This is a genomic window from Heliorestis convoluta (genome assembly GCF_009649955.1).
Classification (GTDB): domain Bacteria; phylum Bacillota; class Desulfitobacteriia; order Heliobacteriales; family Heliobacteriaceae; genus Heliorestis; species Heliorestis convoluta.
Map to the genome: position 1 here is coordinate 1,915,994 of NZ_CP045875.1, position 16,626 is coordinate 1,932,619.

A 16,626-nucleotide genomic window follows, 5' to 3' on the forward strand; every position below is an offset into this window, starting at 1 on the left:
GAGTCCTCCTACTTTTTCGCAGCGCCTGGCCTTCTCGGTTCCCAGGGGTCTGTCCAACCAAGCTCAATTCGATAATATCCTCTCGGATAGGCAGGACCGCCATAACCAATTTCAGACCAAACGGTAGGATGAGAATAATAGGCACCAATCATCATATCTAAGAGCTTGTCAAAAAGATCTTGCTGCGGTATGGTGGCCCATTCGGGAATCAAAGGTGCGCTTCCTAGCTGTAGGGCAGCAAGAATTTCAAATTGTTCTGAGATTTCGGCTGAAATAAAAGTTTTACCATACTTTGTTTGTGTCGCTTTGTCGATAGCTTTTACGCCTTCTCGGATTAAAACTTTTTCTTCAGGCGTCGTTGATTTCCGTTGATTTTCCCCAATATTGCTCTTAAGCCTTTGATCTACATAATAGAGAATCCAGTCAATGATATCATCACGATTGTCATAACAAAGATGCTTGGCAATGAGCCGGAGCATCTTTACTTCTTTTTCTTCTAATAATTGTGGCTCCGGAAAAGGACCAAGCCTTTTGAGTACGATTTCTTTCGTATGGTCATCCCATTCATTGATTAAGGAAAGAACATCATAATTGGGATAATGGCTATAATGAGCCATTTACAAACCATCTCCCTGTAAAAGTCTTAACAAATCAAGAGTGGCGACCGTTGCAACGATCAAAGGTAATACCACAGGGGGACCAACCATGTGATTCATCAGGTTTTGACCACCTACTCTTTTTCCCACACCTACAAAGTGTAGATAAGCACCCCAGAGATGAGTAAGTATCACAAAAAGAAGAACAAAGAACAAGGTAGATAACACCCAGGGTGCCTCGTAAAACTCTGCAATCTGCAAAGTCACAGTTAGTATGATTAGACCTATCACCGGAACCCAGAGACTCCAATGATAGAAATTTTGGCGATAATGAAAGAGGTAAGTAGCCAGAGTCCAAAGCACCCATTTAAATGGATGCAAGATGTTTTGCAATAGCTCGTATAGCATATCCATGCAACTTTTTATCCCCCTATAGACTTTAACAAGATCTTTATTTGCTCCTCTAATCTATATCTCTGTTAGCTTGTACTGCTTGAAGTTCTACTAAACATCTTCTTTTACTTACTATCTTACTCTACCGACAGAAGAACAAAAAAGAAAGGCAGTTCTACTCGTTATAAGTTGAACTGCCATTTCGATCTAAAAAACCTAGATCTAGAGCGGCCCATTCCTGAGGGGCCTATTCCTGAGCAAATGATTCGGAAAAGGGCATGAAGAATCCTTGTGGATGGTCACATACATTACAGATCTTTGGCGCTGCTTTGCCTACATGAATATTACCACATACAGTACACATCCAGGCAATTTCCTCTTCCTTCCTGAATATGGAGCCATTCTCTATTTCATCAGCCAGTCTTCCAAATCTATCGGCATGCGTTTTTTCAACCGCTGCTATGCCCTCAAAAACATGCCCAATTTCTGCAAAACCTTCTTCTCTTGCTATCTTACCAAAACTCTTATATACTTCATCCCATTCTTCTAGCTCATTATGCTGCGCGGCCCTCAGAGCTTTAACAGTGTCATCATACAAATCAACTGGAAAAGCGCCTGAAATGCTGATATTATCACCGGCAAAATCTTTCAACTTTTGATAGAATACTTTGCCATGAGCCCTCTCTTGGTCTGCTGTATAATCAAATATAGCCGCGACTACATGAAATCCTTCTTTTTTAGCAGCCGATGAAGCAATGTTATAACGACCCCTGGCCTGACTCTCTCCCGCGAAGGCCTTCATTAAATTTTCATATGTCTTACTTTCTTTTAACTTCATATGCAGCTCTCCTTATTTATTGTAGAATCCTTTTGGGTGCTCTTGTTGCCCCTTGTTAGGGTATCACCTCTATGATTTGCGTGATCTGAGTTATAGAATCATCGTAAATAGTTTAGCCAATGGAAAAGAAAATAATCCCAGCCGATCTGGGATTATTTTTTACATGGTAAGGTTTTGTGACAGTTTTGGGCATCTTAATCGCAGAGGTGATTATAATGACCGATCAAAAAAGGCCTCAAATCGTTGCCGGGCCCGATGGCGATGCCTTAGAAGCTACGCTAGACGCTCAAACAGCCATTTCGTGGGATAAGCAGAAAGGTTGGTATGATTTAGCTGCACAAATTGCCAAAAACGATCGTGATGAGGAAGATGTCGACGATAACAGATAAATGAAAAGCATGATTAGCCTCGCAGTAATCGCTGGTAATATCTCAATCAATAGGAAGCTCACCTTAATCGGTGGGCTTTTTTGCTATTTATCCACAGGTTTTCTATGAATGCCGACAATGTTATGACTGTGAAGTAACTGTTTCAATAAATAAGCCTCATGAAATATTGACACTTAAACTTTGTTTTGATAAAATTATTTTTTTAATAAAATTCTGTGGTATAATATACATAAGAATATGAGGAGGTGGCTTCATGTTTCAAATCGGCGAAAAAATCTTGTATCCCATGTATGGTGCATGTGTTGTCCATGCTATTGAAGAAAAAGAAGTTCTTGGGAAAAGTCAATCTTATTATATCGTAAATATCCAGCATAATAACATGCAAGTGATGTTCCCTTGTAATAACGCTAAGAAGTTGGGGATACGGCCCGTTGTTGATCAAACCGTTTTGGATAACGTACTCAATACACTTCACGATGGAGAAACAGATGTAACCATCAAGGGAACTCACAGAAACCGACATTATTTAAACAAAATGAAAAGTGGTAACATCTATGAAGGAGCAGAAGTCATCCGTGACTTAGTTCGATTAAATAATAATAAAAAACTTGGTTTTTCAGATAAAAATATGCTAGATAAGGCACGTGAAATTTTAACGAGTGAAGTTCAGTTAGTAAAAGGTATCACTCATCAAAAAGCATCAGAATTGCTAAATAAGGTTGTTAACATTTAGACTAAAAAAGGTCAGATCAAAAAAAGAAAATTGTATAAAAATACAGAGAAGCCGTCTCCTGTTAGAAAAACTAGACAGAAGACGGCTTCTTCAACGTAATAGTTCACTCTATTTGGGTAAATTTAAAAAGCTCAATTATCTACCGGCATAACCCAAATAATTTCACGCATACGAACAAAGAAGGTAGAATCACGATCTTGAACAACAACATGGTCAGGCTTTACTTCAACAAGATTCCCGCTCACAGTCCCTCGGGGAGTTTCAACAATCACCCTTTTTGAAGTTAGGCTACGCAAAGCTCCATAAACATAAGGCTCTACGAATTCAACTTGCGTAGGTCTCTTTGTTGCCATTTGAGGTGCCATCGGTGGATATGGCCCATTCCCATTATCATACATTTGCTTCCTTCCTTTCCCGAAAAATAAATTTTTTTACGTGATTTTTTACATCTCATAGTATGACAACCTACAATAATGGGTGCTTGATTCTATCCGCTGAAGATCGAGTACAGGGCAGGCACATTCTGCGTCACTTATGAATCGCAAACAACATATCCTATCAACGTAGATTCTCATCTACATTTAAGCTATAATCTTCTTAAGCCCACTACAGATCCAGTAGCACCAATAAAGCAACGAAACCTAAGAATAATAATGGACGAGCCAAAATAAAAAAATAAAAAAGCCCTTCGACAATCAACAAATTGTCAAAGGACTCGTTTTATTTTCCGTTCAGTATCTACCGAAATCTTATACAGATCTTTGAACCTTGCCCGAACGGAGGCAACGGGTACAAACGTTCAGACGAACTGGAGTACCCTTCACAACAGCGCGAACACGCTGAAGATTGGGTGACCAGGTGCGTTTTGTTCTGATGTGGGAGTGGCTGACTTGCATACCAGTCTGAACCCCTTTGCCGCAAATGGCGCATTTCCGTGCCATGACTACACCTCCTTACGGGTCAAAAAACTCACTATTACAGTTTATCAGGTTTGCGATTTTTTGACAAGATCTATTATAGGGTGGGAAAGGATTTTCTGTGGCAAATGGCGAATATTGATATCAACCATAAGAAGATAGTGGAATAGAGGAGGTGGGAAGATGGGAAAGATAACCAAGGAAATGTCCCTGTTGGAGTTGCTTCAAACCTATCCTCGTTCAAAAGAGATTTTGGCACGACATGGTATGGCTTGTCAAGGTTGTATGGGTTCTGCTTTAGAATCTATTGAAAAAGGTGCCCATATGCATGGCATTGATATTACATTGTTAATGAACGAACTAAACCAATTAGAGGAGAAGGGGCCTTAATGTGGCTCCTTTTCCATAGTTTTTTTAAATCTGAGGAGGGAAGAGGCTTCTATGTCAATTATTGAATCTTCCAATGCTGGAAATGTATCGATTTCTGATGATGTGATTATGGCCATTTTATCACAGGCTATTTCAGAGTGTTACGGCCTGGTGGCGATGGCTCCAAAAGATTTGCTAGAAGGTCTTAACTTAAAAATGAGTGAAAAGGGGCGCAAAAAAGGGATTGCCATTTATGGTCACGATGATTACTCCGTTACCGTTGAATTGCATGTCATTATGGCCTATGGTGTTCGCATTCCCGAAGTGGCTCGAACGGTCATGGAAAGAGCAAAATTGGCTTTAGAGACACAGCTTGGAGTTACGGTCCGTGAGGTGAACGTGCATGTCCACGGCATCAAAGTCCCCAAAGGATAGAAGAGTAGCGCTTCGTGGGAACGATGTAATCAGACTCCTTCAAGGTGGCGCTTTTTACGTTGCTCAGAAAAAAGATATCATTGATCGCCTCAATGTCTTTCCCGTTCCCGATGGAGATACGGGAACGAACTTGTCCTTGACCTTACAATCGGCTGTAGCCTCTTTACCCGTAGATGAAGATCATGTAGGCAAGGTAGCTGCCCTGACTGCAAAAGGTGCTTTGCTGGGTGCTCGTGGCAATTCAGGCGTTATCTTTTCACAACTGATCTGGGGTTGGGCAAAGGAGCTAGAGAAGAAAAAGGTTGTCACAGCACAAGATTGGGCCGGAGGCATGGTAAAAGGCGTGGAGCTGGCCTATAGTGCCGTTATGAAGCCTGTTGAAGGAACTATCTTAACTGTTTCCAAAGCAGCTGCTCTGGCCGCCCAAAAAGCGGCAAAAAGAGGGCATTCTTTTGACGAAGTTTTCATGAAGGCTATTGAAGCAGGGCAAGAAGCGCTCGCTCGGACGCCTGAATTGTTGCCGATTCTCAAAGAAGCCAATGTAGTAGATGCAGGTGGTCAAGGCTATCTCTTTTTCTTACAAGGTTCTTACAAAGCCTTACAGGGCGAGACTTGGGAAGACGCAGGCGCCGTAGAATTTGTAGAAGAAGACTGGCAGAAAAGAGAACGATTCCATCAAAAAATCGAAGAAGCCACCCACTTTACCTATTGCACGGAGTTTATCGTTCGTGGTCAAGCGCTACCCATTCAAGTGCTACGTCATAGCCTGGAAAAGTATGGGGACTCTGTACTTGTTGTCGGTGATGCCACCGTTGCCAAGTGCCATGTACATACAGATCGCCCCTGGTTGGCCCTAGAAAAAGGCGGTCTTTATGGTACGCTTCACGAGATTTCGATTTCCAATATGAAAGATCAGAGACGAGAAAAAGAGTCTCTACTTGTAGATAAAGTGTCTTTGGCCATGATTGCTTCAGCGCCCTCAGAAGGATGGGCCCAATTGTTACGCAAACAAGGCGTTCGTGCGATTGTATCAGGCGGTTCTACTTGCAATCCGAGTGCGCAAGATTGGGTTAGGGCGATTGAGGAGGCAGGCACTACTTTTGCCATTTTGCTTCCCAATCATTCCAACTTGATTTTAGCGGCAAGACAAGCTGTTCAGATGATTGGAGCAGATAGGGCCCTTGTAGTACCGACGAAAAACCTTGCCAGTGGTCTTGCTGCTGCTTTCCAGTTTGAGCCTGAAAAAAGTATAGAAGACAATATGAAAGCAATGTCACAAGGATACGAGGCCCTTCGTTATGCAGAAATAACAAGGGCTGTACGAGATGTGACCATTCATGGTATCGAGGTCAAAGAAGGGCAGCTTTTAGGCTTATACGATCACAAAGTCGTTGCCAGTGGCACCGTTATGGAAGAAGTTATCGTGCAAACAATTCAACAAGAACGTGATGATTGGGAATTGATCTCCCTCTATACGGGAGAGGGCCTAGAAAAGCAAGAGATAGAGAACGTTATCGCTGTGCTAGAGGAGCATTTTCCTGATGCGGAGATTGAACAATTCGAGACGGGACAACCTCTCTATCCCTATCTGATAGGACTGGAGTAGTTTTCATGGGTTGGCAAAGGTTGTGGCTCGATCTCCGACGAGCCATCGATGCAGAGCGCTATCTCGGCTATAACGATGGTGGCGCCATTGGTGGCTTTGCTTTCTATGCGCAGTCAGTGCTTTTCTCCATGTTACAAATCATAGCAGAATCAGCAGGGCCTTATAAGGCACGCCTGGCTCTGTGGGAACGAAAAATGCAAAACTATCGTGCTTTGCCCATTGCTGAACGTAAAGAAATGGTAGAGGAACTGGCAGAACTACTAAAACAATTGGAAATTGAAGAAGCAAAGCTCTTTCAAAAAGTTCAAGAAGAAGAAAAAGAGCAAAAGAAAAAAGGAAGAGACCGCTTGACTCAGAAAGGTCCTGGTACGGCCATTCAATTTCTGCGCGGTGTAGGACCACAGCGTGCCAATCAACTGAAAAAGCTAGGCATTGAGACGGTACAAGATCTGCTTTTTCATCTGCCTTTTCGATATATCGATCGCAGCCATATAATCAGAATTTCTGAAATCTATGGTCCTGGTGAAGTGACGGTAGCTGGTATTATTCGAGCTTATCAAGAGTGGCAGCCACGGCGCGGTCTTACGGTGATCAAAGGTCGCCTAGATGACGGCTCTGGGATTCTGTCTTTGCTTTGGTTTAATCGCAAACAAATGATGAAGCAATTCCCCCCAAGCTCAGCTGTTATGGTATCGGGAAAAGTAGAATACGCCTATGGCAAAGCAGAAATGAACGTTCAAGAAATTGAACTTCAAGAAGAGGCAGGTCTGCATACAGGGCGACTCATACCGGTCTACCCTTCGACAGAAGGCATTCACCAGCGTTACTTACGGAAACTTTATGAGCAAGTATTTCAAAATTACAGACATCTTTGCACAGACTTGATACCAACACAAGTGAGACAGAAAGTCCCCTTTTTACCTTTAGAACGTGCTTTGCCTGCTGTCCATTTTCCAAGAAATGTAGAAGAAGCAGAAGCAGGTCGCAAAGGGCTTGCCTTTGATGAAGTCTTTTTCTTGCAATGTGCTTGGCAGTATGTAAAGCAACAAAAAAAAGAAAGCGCACAAGGCATTACTCATGGAGAAGGAAAAGCAGAACTTCAACGCTTTTGGAGTCTCTTGCCTTTTACGCTTACAGGGGCACAGCAAAGAGTCATTGCTGAAATAACAGCTGACATGGAATCGACCAAAGCAATGAATCGCCTCTTGCAAGGCGATGTTGGATCAGGCAAAACGGTGGTGGCTGCTTCTGCTGTTGTCAAAGCTGTGGCATCAGGCTATCAGGCTGCTTTTATGGCTCCGACGGAAGTACTAGCAGAGCAACAGGCGATTGCCTGGCAAAAGCTTTTTGCGCCCATGGCCATACCAGTGGCCCATCTGTCAGGCTCTTCAGGTCGGAGAAAACGAGAAGAAGTTTTACGGGGCTTGGCCGATGGATCGATACCTGTTGTAATTGGTACCCACGCTTTAATCCAAAAAGATGTGCGCTTCAAAAAATTAGGCCTTGCAGTGATTGATGAGCAACATCGCTTCGGCGTGAGACAAAGGGCTGCTTTGTGGGAAAAAGGAAAAGGTGCCGATCTCCTCGTAATGACGGCCACCCCCATTCCACGAACTTTGGCCATGACTCTTTATGGGGATTTAGATATATCACTGCTCAATGAGAAACCACCGGGTCGCCAAGCGATCAAGACCTACCATGTTGCGAGCAAAACTTGGCCCCGCATTTACAATTTGATTCGCAGAGAAGTAAAGGCCGGGTATCAGGCCTATGTTGTCTGTCCCGCCATTGAAGAATCGGAAGATACCGATCTTGCTGCGGTAGAAGAGCGCTATGCTCTTTTGTCGCGAGATATCTTTCCCGATCTGAAAGTTGCTATTTTACATGGACGACTTAAAAAAGAGGAAAAAGCTTCCGTAATGGAAGCTTTTAGCCAAGGAAAAGTCCATATTCTGGTTACAACGACGGTGATTGAAGTGGGCATTGATGTGCCTAAGGCTACGGTGATGATTGTCGAAGATGCAGAGCGATTTGGCCTGGCACAGCTTCATCAAATTCGAGGACGCGTAGGTAGGAATTCTCATGAATCCTACTGCATTCTTGTGGCCGATCGGTTGACAGAAGAAGGCCGCCAGCGAATGAAAGCAATGGAAAAAAGCAACGATGGCTTTTTCTTAGCGGAAGAAGATCTTAAGCTACGCGGACCGGGTGAAATGCTTGGGACAAGGCAAAGTGGAATTCCCGCATTTAAAGTGGCTGATCTGACAAAAGATGGAGATCTAATCGAAATCGCTCGAGAAGTCGCTCGAGAATATCTTGAAAAAGATCCGCACTTATCAAGAGCAGAAAGCAGTGCTTTGCGAAAAAAAATTACAGATACCTACCAGGGGCTTGATTTATTTTAGCTACTGCAAATACTGCATGCCTTCGGTCGTTCCTGAAATCGAAGGATGTAAAGCTTGCGAGAGAGCCGATGCAATAATTCGCGAGGTGCTTTCAATCAGTGTATCGATTTCTTTCGGCGTCATAATTAAATCTTGTCCAAAAGGTTCTAGTACATCTTCAATTATTTGTTGCATTGATTCTGGATTTAGGCCTTTATAAAGCCGATAGAGGGAAGGGCTGGTATGGAATTGCTGCAGCAGCAACTCAATGGCTTCATGAGCAATTACACCGGCGTGAACAACAGTGGGAACACCAATGGCTAGAACTGGTACGCCCATGGTCTCTTCGGTGATACCGGTACGACGGTTGCCTACGCCGGAACCAGGATGGATGCCTGTATCAGCAAGCTGTAAACTCGTTGCCATTCTTTCGACCGATCTTGTGGCTAGTGCATCAATGGCGATAACTAAGCGAGGATTCGTTTTCTCAACGACACCTTTTATAATCTCCGCTGTTTCTATACCCGTCAGTCCCAAGACACCTGGTGCAATGGCGCTGACAGGTCGAAGACCACCTTGTAGTTCTTCTGGTGCATACTGATGAAGATGCCTTGTTACCATTGTATGACTGACGACCTTCGGGCCTAATGCATCCGGTGTGGCGTGCCAGTTCCCCAAGCCGACAATAAGGACAGGGTCATTGGGCGCAAGGTGGATTAATTTGCTGATTTCTTGTGCTAGTAAACCTGAAAGTTCTTGGTGAATGTCACGATTGTTGATTTTCATGTGAGGTGCGTCGAGGGTAACATAATGGCCCATTGGCTTTCCCATGGCTTTTTCACCTTCTGGTGAAGTAACTTTAACAGTCGTTATAACGGTATGACCGACTTTATTCTCGTAAACTTCTACACCAGAGACGTTGCTTTGGCGTTCTTGTTGTAAAATGTCATGGGCTTCAACGGCCATATCGAGGTTAATACCCAAATTCTTGTATAAATGCGATCGATCCAAAAAAAACCTCCCTGTTCACTCTACTTCTCTCTTGTCAATGTTCCACTCCTGCGGTAGACCCATTCATAGAACTCAATAATTGTTGAATCAAAGCGAATATGCTATAATTTGGTTACTGTCGCCCTGGGAGGGATGGACATGCGCGTAATAGCTGGTCAAATGGGCGGGCGTCGACTTTTTTCAGTGAAAGGCATGGAGACACGACCGACTGCCGATAGAGTAAAAGAAGCTTTATTTAATGTATTGGCGCATCGCGTCATCGATGCTCGGTGTCTCGATCTTTTTGCTGGAACAGGCTCTCTTGGGATTGAGGCCTTAAGTCGAGGTGCCAAAGAAGTTCTATGGATTGAAAAAGATCGGCGAGCCTACGAGATCATTCAGAAAAATTTACAGATGCTGAAACTGCAAGAACGAGGAAAAATCATACAGGAAGATGTTTTTCGCGCTTGTAATAGATTAAAGGATGCAGGAGAATCTTTTGATCTCATTTTTGCAGATCCACCCTACCATAAAGCCCTTCTTCCGGCTTTATTAGAGCAACTTCCTAAAGGCCTGCTTCGAGAAAATGGCACGATCGTTCTTGAAAGCCACCGTGATGAAAAGGTGCCATATCAGGTTGGTCTATTAGAGAAAAAAAGGGAAGATCGTTACGGTGATACGGTTCTTCATTATTATCAACAGGAAGAAATGTGAAAAGATTCAGGTGGTAGCACATAAGGGAATAGGAGGCTATATCATTGGCAATAGCTGTCTATCCGGGTAGCTTTGATCCTGTTACGAATGGACACATGGATATTATTACAAGAGCAGCTGCAATTTTTGAACAAGTCATCGTAGCCGTTGTGGTCAATCCCGGTAAAAACCCTCTTTTCACCATGGAAGAGCGGGTAAAAATGATTGAAAAGGCCTCTATTCATTTGGACAATGTTCAAGTTCAATGTTTTTCTGGACTACTCGTTGACTTTGTTAAGCGCGAGAAAGCACAAGTCATTGTGCGTGGATTGCGCGCCATTTCTGATTTTGAGAATGAGTTTCAGATGGCATTGATGAACAAAAATCTTTATGGCGATGCTGATACATTTTTTCTTGCTTCTCATACGGATTACGCTTTTTTGAGTAGTTCTATGGTCAAAGAAGTGGCATCTTTCGGAGGAGACGTACAAGCTTACGTACCTGCTGCTGTGTGGGAGCAGTTAAGGCTGAAGTACTGAAGTAGGGGTAAGCACTTTCAGGAGGAGACCTATCTTTGCGATAGAAAGGGGAACATCATGGAACGGGGGCTGCCTTTGGATGGAAGTAGAAGGCGAGGTGGGGAGAACAAATTACAAGTTTCCCGCATCATCGATGAATTAGAAAATATGATTGCAACCTCATCTCGTATACCTATGACAGGCAAAGTGCTGGTCGATGATCAGCTTATTCTTAACTATTTAGATCGAATTCGGACTGCTTTACCAGAAGAAATTCAACAAGCCAAATGGTTAACCAAGGAACGACAAAGAGTGATTCAAGATGCAGAAGATGAGTGTCAGCGCATGATTGAAGAGACCAAATCTTATGTCAACAAGCTATCTAGTGAAACAGAAGTCTATCGGCTCGCTCAATCACAGTCTGAGGAAATCCTTGCCAAAGCAAAGCAAGAAGCCGATGAACTAAAACAAGGCGCTTGTAATTATGCTGATGATGTACTTCAGCAAATGGAGCACTTATTAACTCGAGCTGCGACAACAGTTCGTAAAGGTCGCGATGAATTGAAAATGGAAAGTGAACGCGATTTAGATCGAGGAGAAGGATAAAGGAACCTGTGTGCAGGTTCCTTTTTTTGTGTGTTACGAGCGGGTTACTATACGCCTGCCGTAAGCAAGAAGTAATAGAACGATGGCCAAAGCTATGTAAAACAAACCAATCAAGCCGGGCCAGTAAGGCCAGAGGTTGTTAGACAGAAGAGGTGCTGTTTCTTGCGTAGCTTGGGAAAGGGGCCAAAATTGAAAAAGAAGATAAGAAAGAAAGACTGATAAAAAACCTTGATAGAGCCGCGCTTTTACATATCTGTGAATAGGGACAGCACTTTGGACCAAAAAGGCGGCGACTTGTGCTTGAATCGATAAGCCACTCCAGGCCAAGATAAAAGATAAGAGAAGTACTTTTTCAAGAAGAGGGGCATCGGTGGCTACCACTTGTTGGCACCCTATGGTCATTTCCATAAGACCTGCCAGAAGCCCCTTGGCCAGTTCTGGTGTAAAGTGGAACCATTGCAGGATAGTTTCGAATAGTCTAATCAAAGAATCTAGAATGCCACTGGCGTAAAAAAGTCGAAAAACGACAGTGAAAAAGATTAAGTAACCGCCAATGGCAATAACGTTGTTCATGGCTTTAATGACAGACTGTCCAATGACTTCTCCCGGTGGTTTGGTATCGGATAAAAAGCGATTCCATTCAAGGCCGATCCGTGAAAGGAGACTTCCTTGTATGATGGGCTTTGATATTTCCGAATTACGAGCCGAGAAGCCATAAAAGATGCCGAGTAAAAAATTCGCACCGTAATGAGAACAGGCGATTAACAATCCAATTTCAGGTTGGCCCAAAAGAGCTGTGCCGACGACACCGAGAAGAAAAAGTGGACTGGCATTATTTGTAAAAAGAGCCAACCTTTCGCCTTCTGAACGGGTGAGAAGTCCTTGCTCGATTAGTCGTGTCGTCATAATGGCACCAATGGGAAAACCCGTGGTAAATCCGACGGCAACCACAACACCGGCAGGACCAGGCAATCGAAAAAGAGGTCTCATAAGAGGCTCAAGGAAGAGACCTACTAAGGAAGCCAGACGAAGATTCATGATTAACTCAGCTACAACTAGGAATGGAAATAGTGCCGGCAAGGCAACAGTAAACCATAAATGCAAACCATCTCTGGCCGCAATCAGAGATTCCTGGGGATAGTAGACCATAAGTGGTGCTAGGAAAAAAAGAAAAAGTAGAAAAAGCAAAGGAAGCGCTTTTTTCATCGGCAGACCTCCCTTTCTTGATCCTAAATATACAAAATAATCTGCAAGTGCGATCAATCACAAAATTTAGGGTATATTACTGGGAGAGCACCTTTACTTCACACAGGAGGTCCAATTATCATGATCGTTTTAGTCATTAACTCCGGTAGCTCGTCACTAAAGTATCAGGTCTTCAATATGAAAGAAGAAAAACTACTGGCCAAAGGACTGGTAGAACGAATTGGTATTGGAGGTTCTTCGCTTACGCATCAACCGCTTGGACAAGAACCCATTGTCACCAAAGAAGATATTCCTGATCATAACAAAGCAATTCAAATGACTGTTGCTGCTCTAACAGACCCTCAATCGGGCGTTGTCAAGTCAATGGAAGCGATTGAAGCCATAGGGCATCGAGTCGCTCATGGCGGTGAACAATTTGCCGACTCCATATTAATTAATGATGAAGTGACTGAAGGGATAAGAAAGCTAATTGAACTGGCACCATTGCACAATTCACCGGCCTTGATGGGGATAGAGGCTTGTGCCAGAATGCTCCCGAAAACGCCTCAAGTTGCTGTCTTTGATACAGCCTTCCATCAATCTATACCGGAGAAGGCTTATTACTATGCCTTGCCTTATGAAATATCAAAGAAATACGCCTTGCGAAGATATGGCTTCCACGGCACGTCTCACAAATATGTAGCGGAAAAAGCAGCTCAATTGTTGCAAAAAGATATCGTTGATCTGAAAATTATTACTTGCCATCTTGGCAACGGAGCGTCTATCGCTGCTGTAGCGCAAGGAAAATCAGTGGACACTTCCATGGGCTTCACGCCTTTAGAAGGGTTGGTGATGGGCACGCGCATTGGTGATATGGACCCAGCAAGCTTGCTTTTTCTCATGGAAAAAGAAGGAATGAATACAGAAGAAATGAATCAATTCCTCAATAAAAAATGCGGCGTCCTTGGTATATCAGGTTATTCCAGCGATTTTCGCGATCTGGAAACGGAAGCCAACAATGGAAACCACCGTTGTCAATTGGCTTTAGACATATTTGCCTATCGTGTTACTAAATATATTGGCGCTTATGCGGCTGCTATGAATGGTGTTGATGCCATTGTATTTACAGCGGGCCTGGGAGAAAATTCTCCTACGATGCGCCAAGCTGTCTCAAAAAATCTTAGCTATTTAGGTGCAGAAATCGAAGATGATAAAAACAATCAACGAGGGCAAGTAGAAATATCCAAAGAAAATAGCAGATGCAAATTATTTGTTATTCCGACCAATGAAGAGCTGATGATCGGGCGGGATACTTACCGCATTGTGAAAAGTTCCTAGGCTACAATCATATGGAATCATTGACAAAAGACAAAATCCCTTTGTATAATAATTGCTGGTCCTTTATTAAAGAGGTGAGCATGTGAAAGTCGGACGTGTAACACTGCTTAAAGCTCGAGAGACTTGGCAGCCTCAGCAATGGTCTGGTCAAGGTTTAGAAGCCCTTGATTTAGGAAAAGACTTTCGCGTACTAGGGCCTCTCGAAGTAGAAGGAACAGTCCAGCGTGTGGAAGAAGGATATCGTTTTCAAGGCCAGCTGAAGGCTCTTATACAGGCAGCTTGTCATCGTTGCTTGCAAAAAGTTGATCTGCCTTTAGAAGTACCATTGGACGGAATTTTTTCTTCCCAACTTTTAGAGCAAAGAAATATGGAAGATGACGTTGAGGATGAGTCAGAGATACCGACCTACCTTGTAAATAGTGAAGGTGAGTTGGACCTTCATGACTTGGTCGCCGACGCTCTTTTGTTAGCTCTACCTATGAAGGTTCTCTGTCAGGAAGATTGTCAGGGATTATGTCCACTTTGTGGATCTTATCAAAATGAACAGTCTTGTGCTTGTCAGGTTGAACAAGGTGATCCTCGCCTGGCTCCCCTCCTGGCTTTACTCAAACAGAAAGAACCATCGTAACAGCAAAAAGGAGGTGTAGGAGATGGGTGTACCTCAGCATAAGAGATCGAAGTCACGGAATCGGAATCGTCGTGCCGTTATTGAGAAGCTAAAGCTTGTTAAGTTTGGCGCTTGTCCTCAATGTTCGGAACCTAAAATGCCTCACCATGTCTGCCCAAGTTGTGGTTTTTACCGCGAAAGAGCAGAGAAAAAGGCAGAATAAGAGTTTTTTTAGTCATTTTATCGGAAAATCAGAGAAAGGCCTGTATAGGCCTTTTTCTTTTTGGGAAAAAAGGAATGTATAGGAAAAGATTGCTATAGAATCTCTTTTTTTCTTGCCTTTTAGCAACGTCGACGATATACTTAGAATTGTTAGCAGCTACTAATGAAATATCTTCATGCGCTCAATAGAGTGGAGGTGTGAAGATAGGGTGCGTAAAAGTAAAGAAGTACGTCATGGTAGACTCGAGAAAATTTTAGAAGAGAATCCACTACAAACAGATGGAGAGTTAGCTCGGAAACTTGGCGTAAGCATCCAAACCATACGTCTAGACCGATTAGAAATTGGTATTCCAGATTTGCGTGAACGTACACGAAGAGTGGCCGCTGAAAGATTGCAAGAAGCTCGCTCGCTCAGTGATACAGAAATCATTGGGGAAATAACGGAGCTTGTGCTCGGCCATCACGGTACTTCTCGCTTAGAAATTACGAGCAATCTCGTATTACGTAAAACATCGATAGCCAGGGGGCATCATCTTTTTGCCCAGGTCAATTCGTTGGCTGTTGCTATTGTAGATGCGCCCGTTGCACTAACAGGCATTGCTCGAGTTCGCTATCGACGTCCTGTTAGGCTTGGTGAAGTCGTTCGTGCAGAGGCTTTTATCCTAAAGGTCGTTGGTGCACGACACATGATTCGAGTTGTTAGCAAAGTGGAAGAAGAAGTTGTTCTCTCCGGCCGATTTTATGTCGTTGCCCGTGAAGAGACATCCCGCTCATAAGGAGGAGACCTACTTGCGCATTGCCTTGGACGCCATGGGTGGCGATCATGCACCCGATGAGATCGTCAAAGGTGCTATTCAGGCGGTCGCAGAAGTGGATATGACCGTTCTGTTGGTAGGAAAAAGAGATCTACTTGAACCTTTGGTGAATCAAGCTGCTTCTTCAAAGGTTCGAGAACGTGTAGTCATCGTTGCTGCCTCAGAAGTCATTGCCATGGACGAATCTCCTGCTACAGCTTTACGAAGAAAAAAAGATGCCTCTATTGTGGTAGCCACCCGACTGGTCAAAGAAGGAGAAGCTGATGCAGTTGTTTCAGCCGGTTCCACAGGAGCCCAAATGGCCTCTTCTCTTCTTGGATTGGGTCGTATTACAGGTATTGATAGACCGGCCATTGCAACAATTATACCAACACCGCATGGTGGTAAATTGTTGCTTGATGTAGGAGCCAATTCAGAAGCAAAGCCAAAGAATTTGCTTCAGTTTGCATTGATGGGTAGTATTTACATGGAGCGTGTCATGGGGATCAAGAAGCCTCGCGTCGGCTTATTAAATATCGGTGAAGAAGCGACGAAAGGAAACGAAGTTGCTCTTGGTGCCTATGCATTGCTTCAAGAAAATCCAATCAATTTCATTGGCAATGTGGAAGGTCGCGATATTTTTGGATCCTCTGTCGATGTTATCGTCTGTGATGGATTTGTTGGGAACATCGTCTTAAAGTTTGGAGAAGGCTTGGTCAGTGCTCTCTACAGCATGGTCAAAGAAGAATTGAAAAACAGCCGATTGGCCCAAGTGGGCGCTTTTATGGCTACACCGGCCCTTCGAGGCATGGCCAAACGATTGGATTATGCCGAATACGGTGGAGCACCTTTGCTTGGTGTCAATGGCGTTTCAATTATTTGCCATGGATCATCGAAGGCCAAGGCCATTAAGAATGCATTACAGGTAGCACGTCAAAGTGTGGATCAAAAGATCATCAGTGCTATCCAGCAAAATATTCCAGGAAAGGGTAGTGTCCGGAATGATGACTGAT

21 protein-coding genes are annotated in these 16,626 nt (G+C 43.6%); 14 read left to right on the forward strand and 7 right to left on the reverse strand.

Annotated features, from left to right (window positions below; genetic code table 11):
• Positions 1-8: 8 nt before the first annotated feature.
• The 3 genes from FTV88_RS09130 to rbr form a co-directional block, all read right to left on the reverse strand.
• Positions 9-617 (reverse strand): gluconate 2-dehydrogenase subunit 3 family protein, encoded by a 609-nt coding sequence (locus FTV88_RS09130; RefSeq protein WP_153725348.1) that lies wholly within the window; start codon positions 615-617, stop codon positions 9-11.
• A complete protein-coding gene (locus tag FTV88_RS09135) occupies positions 618-1,010 on the reverse strand; it encodes a hypothetical protein (protein WP_153725349.1) in 393 nt (130 codons plus the stop codon).
• Between the two features lie 226 nt (positions 1,011-1,236).
• Positions 1,237-1,827, reverse strand: a complete 591-nt coding sequence (gene rbr, locus FTV88_RS09140) for a rubrerythrin (RefSeq protein ID WP_153725350.1) — start codon at positions 1,825-1,827, stop codon at positions 1,237-1,239.
• 215 nt (positions 1,828-2,042) lie between these two features.
• On the opposite strand from rbr, the gene FTV88_RS09145 reads away from it, so the two are divergent.
• Both FTV88_RS09145 and FTV88_RS09150 read left to right on the forward strand, forming a co-directional pair.
• Entirely contained in the window at positions 2,043-2,216 is a 174-nt protein-coding gene (locus FTV88_RS09145) for a hypothetical protein (protein ID WP_153725351.1), read from the forward strand.
• Positions 2,217-2,469: 253 nt separating this feature from the next.
• Positions 2,470-2,949: a CarD family transcriptional regulator gene (locus tag FTV88_RS09150; protein WP_153725352.1), complete on the forward strand. Its 480-nt coding sequence runs from the start codon at positions 2,470-2,472 to the stop codon at positions 2,947-2,949.
• Between the two features lie 131 nt (positions 2,950-3,080).
• Here FTV88_RS09150 and FTV88_RS09155 read toward each other — a convergent pair whose 3' ends face one another.
• Together FTV88_RS09155 and rpmB are read right to left on the reverse strand one after the other, a co-directional pair.
• Positions 3,081-3,347 (reverse strand): YuzF family protein, encoded by a 267-nt coding sequence (locus tag FTV88_RS09155; RefSeq protein WP_207707846.1) that lies wholly within the window; start codon positions 3,345-3,347, stop codon positions 3,081-3,083.
• Positions 3,348-3,698: 351 nt separating this feature from the next.
• Positions 3,699-3,890 (reverse strand): 50S ribosomal protein L28, encoded by a 192-nt coding sequence (gene rpmB, locus FTV88_RS09160; protein WP_151617926.1) that lies wholly within the window; start codon positions 3,888-3,890, stop codon positions 3,699-3,701.
• 159 nt (positions 3,891-4,049) lie between these two features.
• Between rpmB and FTV88_RS09165 the strand changes: the two genes are divergently transcribed.
• Genes FTV88_RS09165 through recG form a run of 4 tightly spaced genes read left to right on the forward strand, consistent with a single transcriptional unit; the run spans position 4,050 to position 8,681 of the window.
• On the forward strand, positions 4,050-4,256 hold the full coding sequence (locus FTV88_RS09165; protein WP_153725353.1) for a DUF1858 domain-containing protein: 207 nt from the start codon (positions 4,050-4,052) through the stop codon (positions 4,254-4,256).
• A 51-nt stretch (positions 4,257-4,307) separates the two neighbouring features.
• Positions 4,308-4,670 carry an Asp23/Gls24 family envelope stress response protein gene (locus FTV88_RS09170; protein WP_153725354.1) on the forward strand — a complete coding sequence of 121 codons (363 nt, stop codon included), beginning with the start codon at positions 4,308-4,310 and terminating at the stop codon, positions 4,668-4,670.
• Positions 4,639-6,276 (forward strand): DAK2 domain-containing protein, encoded by a 1,638-nt coding sequence (locus FTV88_RS09175; protein ID WP_153725355.1) that lies wholly within the window; start codon positions 4,639-4,641, stop codon positions 6,274-6,276. The genes FTV88_RS09170 and FTV88_RS09175 overlap by 32 nt, the downstream gene beginning before the upstream one ends.
• Before the next feature lie 5 nt (positions 6,277-6,281).
• A complete protein-coding gene (recG, locus tag FTV88_RS09180) occupies positions 6,282-8,681 on the forward strand; it encodes an ATP-dependent DNA helicase RecG (RefSeq protein ID WP_153725356.1) in 2,400 nt (799 codons plus the stop codon).
• Here the strand turns inward: recG and gpr are convergent, their stop codons facing one another.
• The gene (gpr, locus tag FTV88_RS09185) at positions 8,682-9,671 is read right to left on the reverse strand and encodes a GPR endopeptidase (protein WP_153725357.1); all 990 of its coding nucleotides are present in this window, start codon (positions 9,669-9,671) and stop codon (positions 8,682-8,684) included. It abuts the gene before it with no gap.
• Positions 9,672-9,809: 138 nt separating this feature from the next.
• On the opposite strand from gpr, the gene rsmD reads away from it, so the two are divergent.
• Genes rsmD through FTV88_RS09200 form a run of 3 tightly spaced genes read left to right on the forward strand, consistent with a single transcriptional unit; the run spans position 9,810 to position 11,467 of the window.
• Entirely contained in the window at positions 9,810-10,364 is a 555-nt protein-coding gene (gene rsmD / locus FTV88_RS09190) for a 16S rRNA (guanine(966)-N(2))-methyltransferase RsmD (protein ID WP_162007977.1), read from the forward strand.
• A 44-nt stretch (positions 10,365-10,408) separates the two neighbouring features.
• Positions 10,409-10,882, forward strand: a complete 474-nt coding sequence (coaD, locus tag FTV88_RS09195; RefSeq protein ID WP_153725359.1) for a pantetheine-phosphate adenylyltransferase — start codon at positions 10,409-10,411, stop codon at positions 10,880-10,882.
• Positions 10,883-10,939: 57 nt separating this feature from the next.
• The gene (locus FTV88_RS09200) at positions 10,940-11,467 is read left to right on the forward strand and encodes an ATP synthase subunit B family protein (protein ID WP_153725360.1); all 528 of its coding nucleotides are present in this window, start codon (positions 10,940-10,942) and stop codon (positions 11,465-11,467) included.
• Between the two features lie 33 nt (positions 11,468-11,500).
• Here FTV88_RS09200 and ylbJ read toward each other — a convergent pair whose 3' ends face one another.
• Positions 11,501-12,673 (reverse strand): sporulation integral membrane protein YlbJ, encoded by a 1,173-nt coding sequence (ylbJ, locus tag FTV88_RS09205; RefSeq protein ID WP_153725361.1) that lies wholly within the window; start codon positions 12,671-12,673, stop codon positions 11,501-11,503.
• A gap of 120 nt (positions 12,674-12,793) precedes the next feature.
• Between ylbJ and FTV88_RS09210 the strand changes: the two genes are divergently transcribed.
• The 5 genes from FTV88_RS09210 (at position 12,794) to plsX (ending at position 16,625) form a co-directional block, all read left to right on the forward strand.
• On the forward strand, positions 12,794-13,990 hold the full coding sequence (locus FTV88_RS09210; protein ID WP_153725362.1) for an acetate/propionate family kinase: 1,197 nt from the start codon (positions 12,794-12,796) through the stop codon (positions 13,988-13,990).
• A gap of 82 nt (positions 13,991-14,072) precedes the next feature.
• Positions 14,073-14,618: a YceD family protein gene (locus FTV88_RS09215; RefSeq protein WP_153725363.1), complete on the forward strand. Its 546-nt coding sequence runs from the start codon at positions 14,073-14,075 to the stop codon at positions 14,616-14,618.
• 22 nt (positions 14,619-14,640) lie between these two features.
• Positions 14,641-14,820 (forward strand): 50S ribosomal protein L32, encoded by a 180-nt coding sequence (rpmF, locus tag FTV88_RS09220; protein ID WP_153725364.1) that lies wholly within the window; start codon positions 14,641-14,643, stop codon positions 14,818-14,820.
• Positions 14,821-15,028: 208 nt separating this feature from the next.
• Positions 15,029-15,595 carry a transcription factor FapR gene (gene fapR, locus FTV88_RS09225; RefSeq protein WP_243137076.1) on the forward strand — a complete coding sequence of 189 codons (567 nt, stop codon included), beginning with the start codon at positions 15,029-15,031 and terminating at the stop codon, positions 15,593-15,595.
• A gap of 13 nt (positions 15,596-15,608) precedes the next feature.
• Positions 15,609-16,625 (forward strand): phosphate acyltransferase PlsX, encoded by a 1,017-nt coding sequence (gene plsX / locus FTV88_RS09230; RefSeq protein ID WP_153725366.1) that lies wholly within the window; start codon positions 15,609-15,611, stop codon positions 16,623-16,625.
• Position 16,626 lies beyond the last annotated feature (1 nt).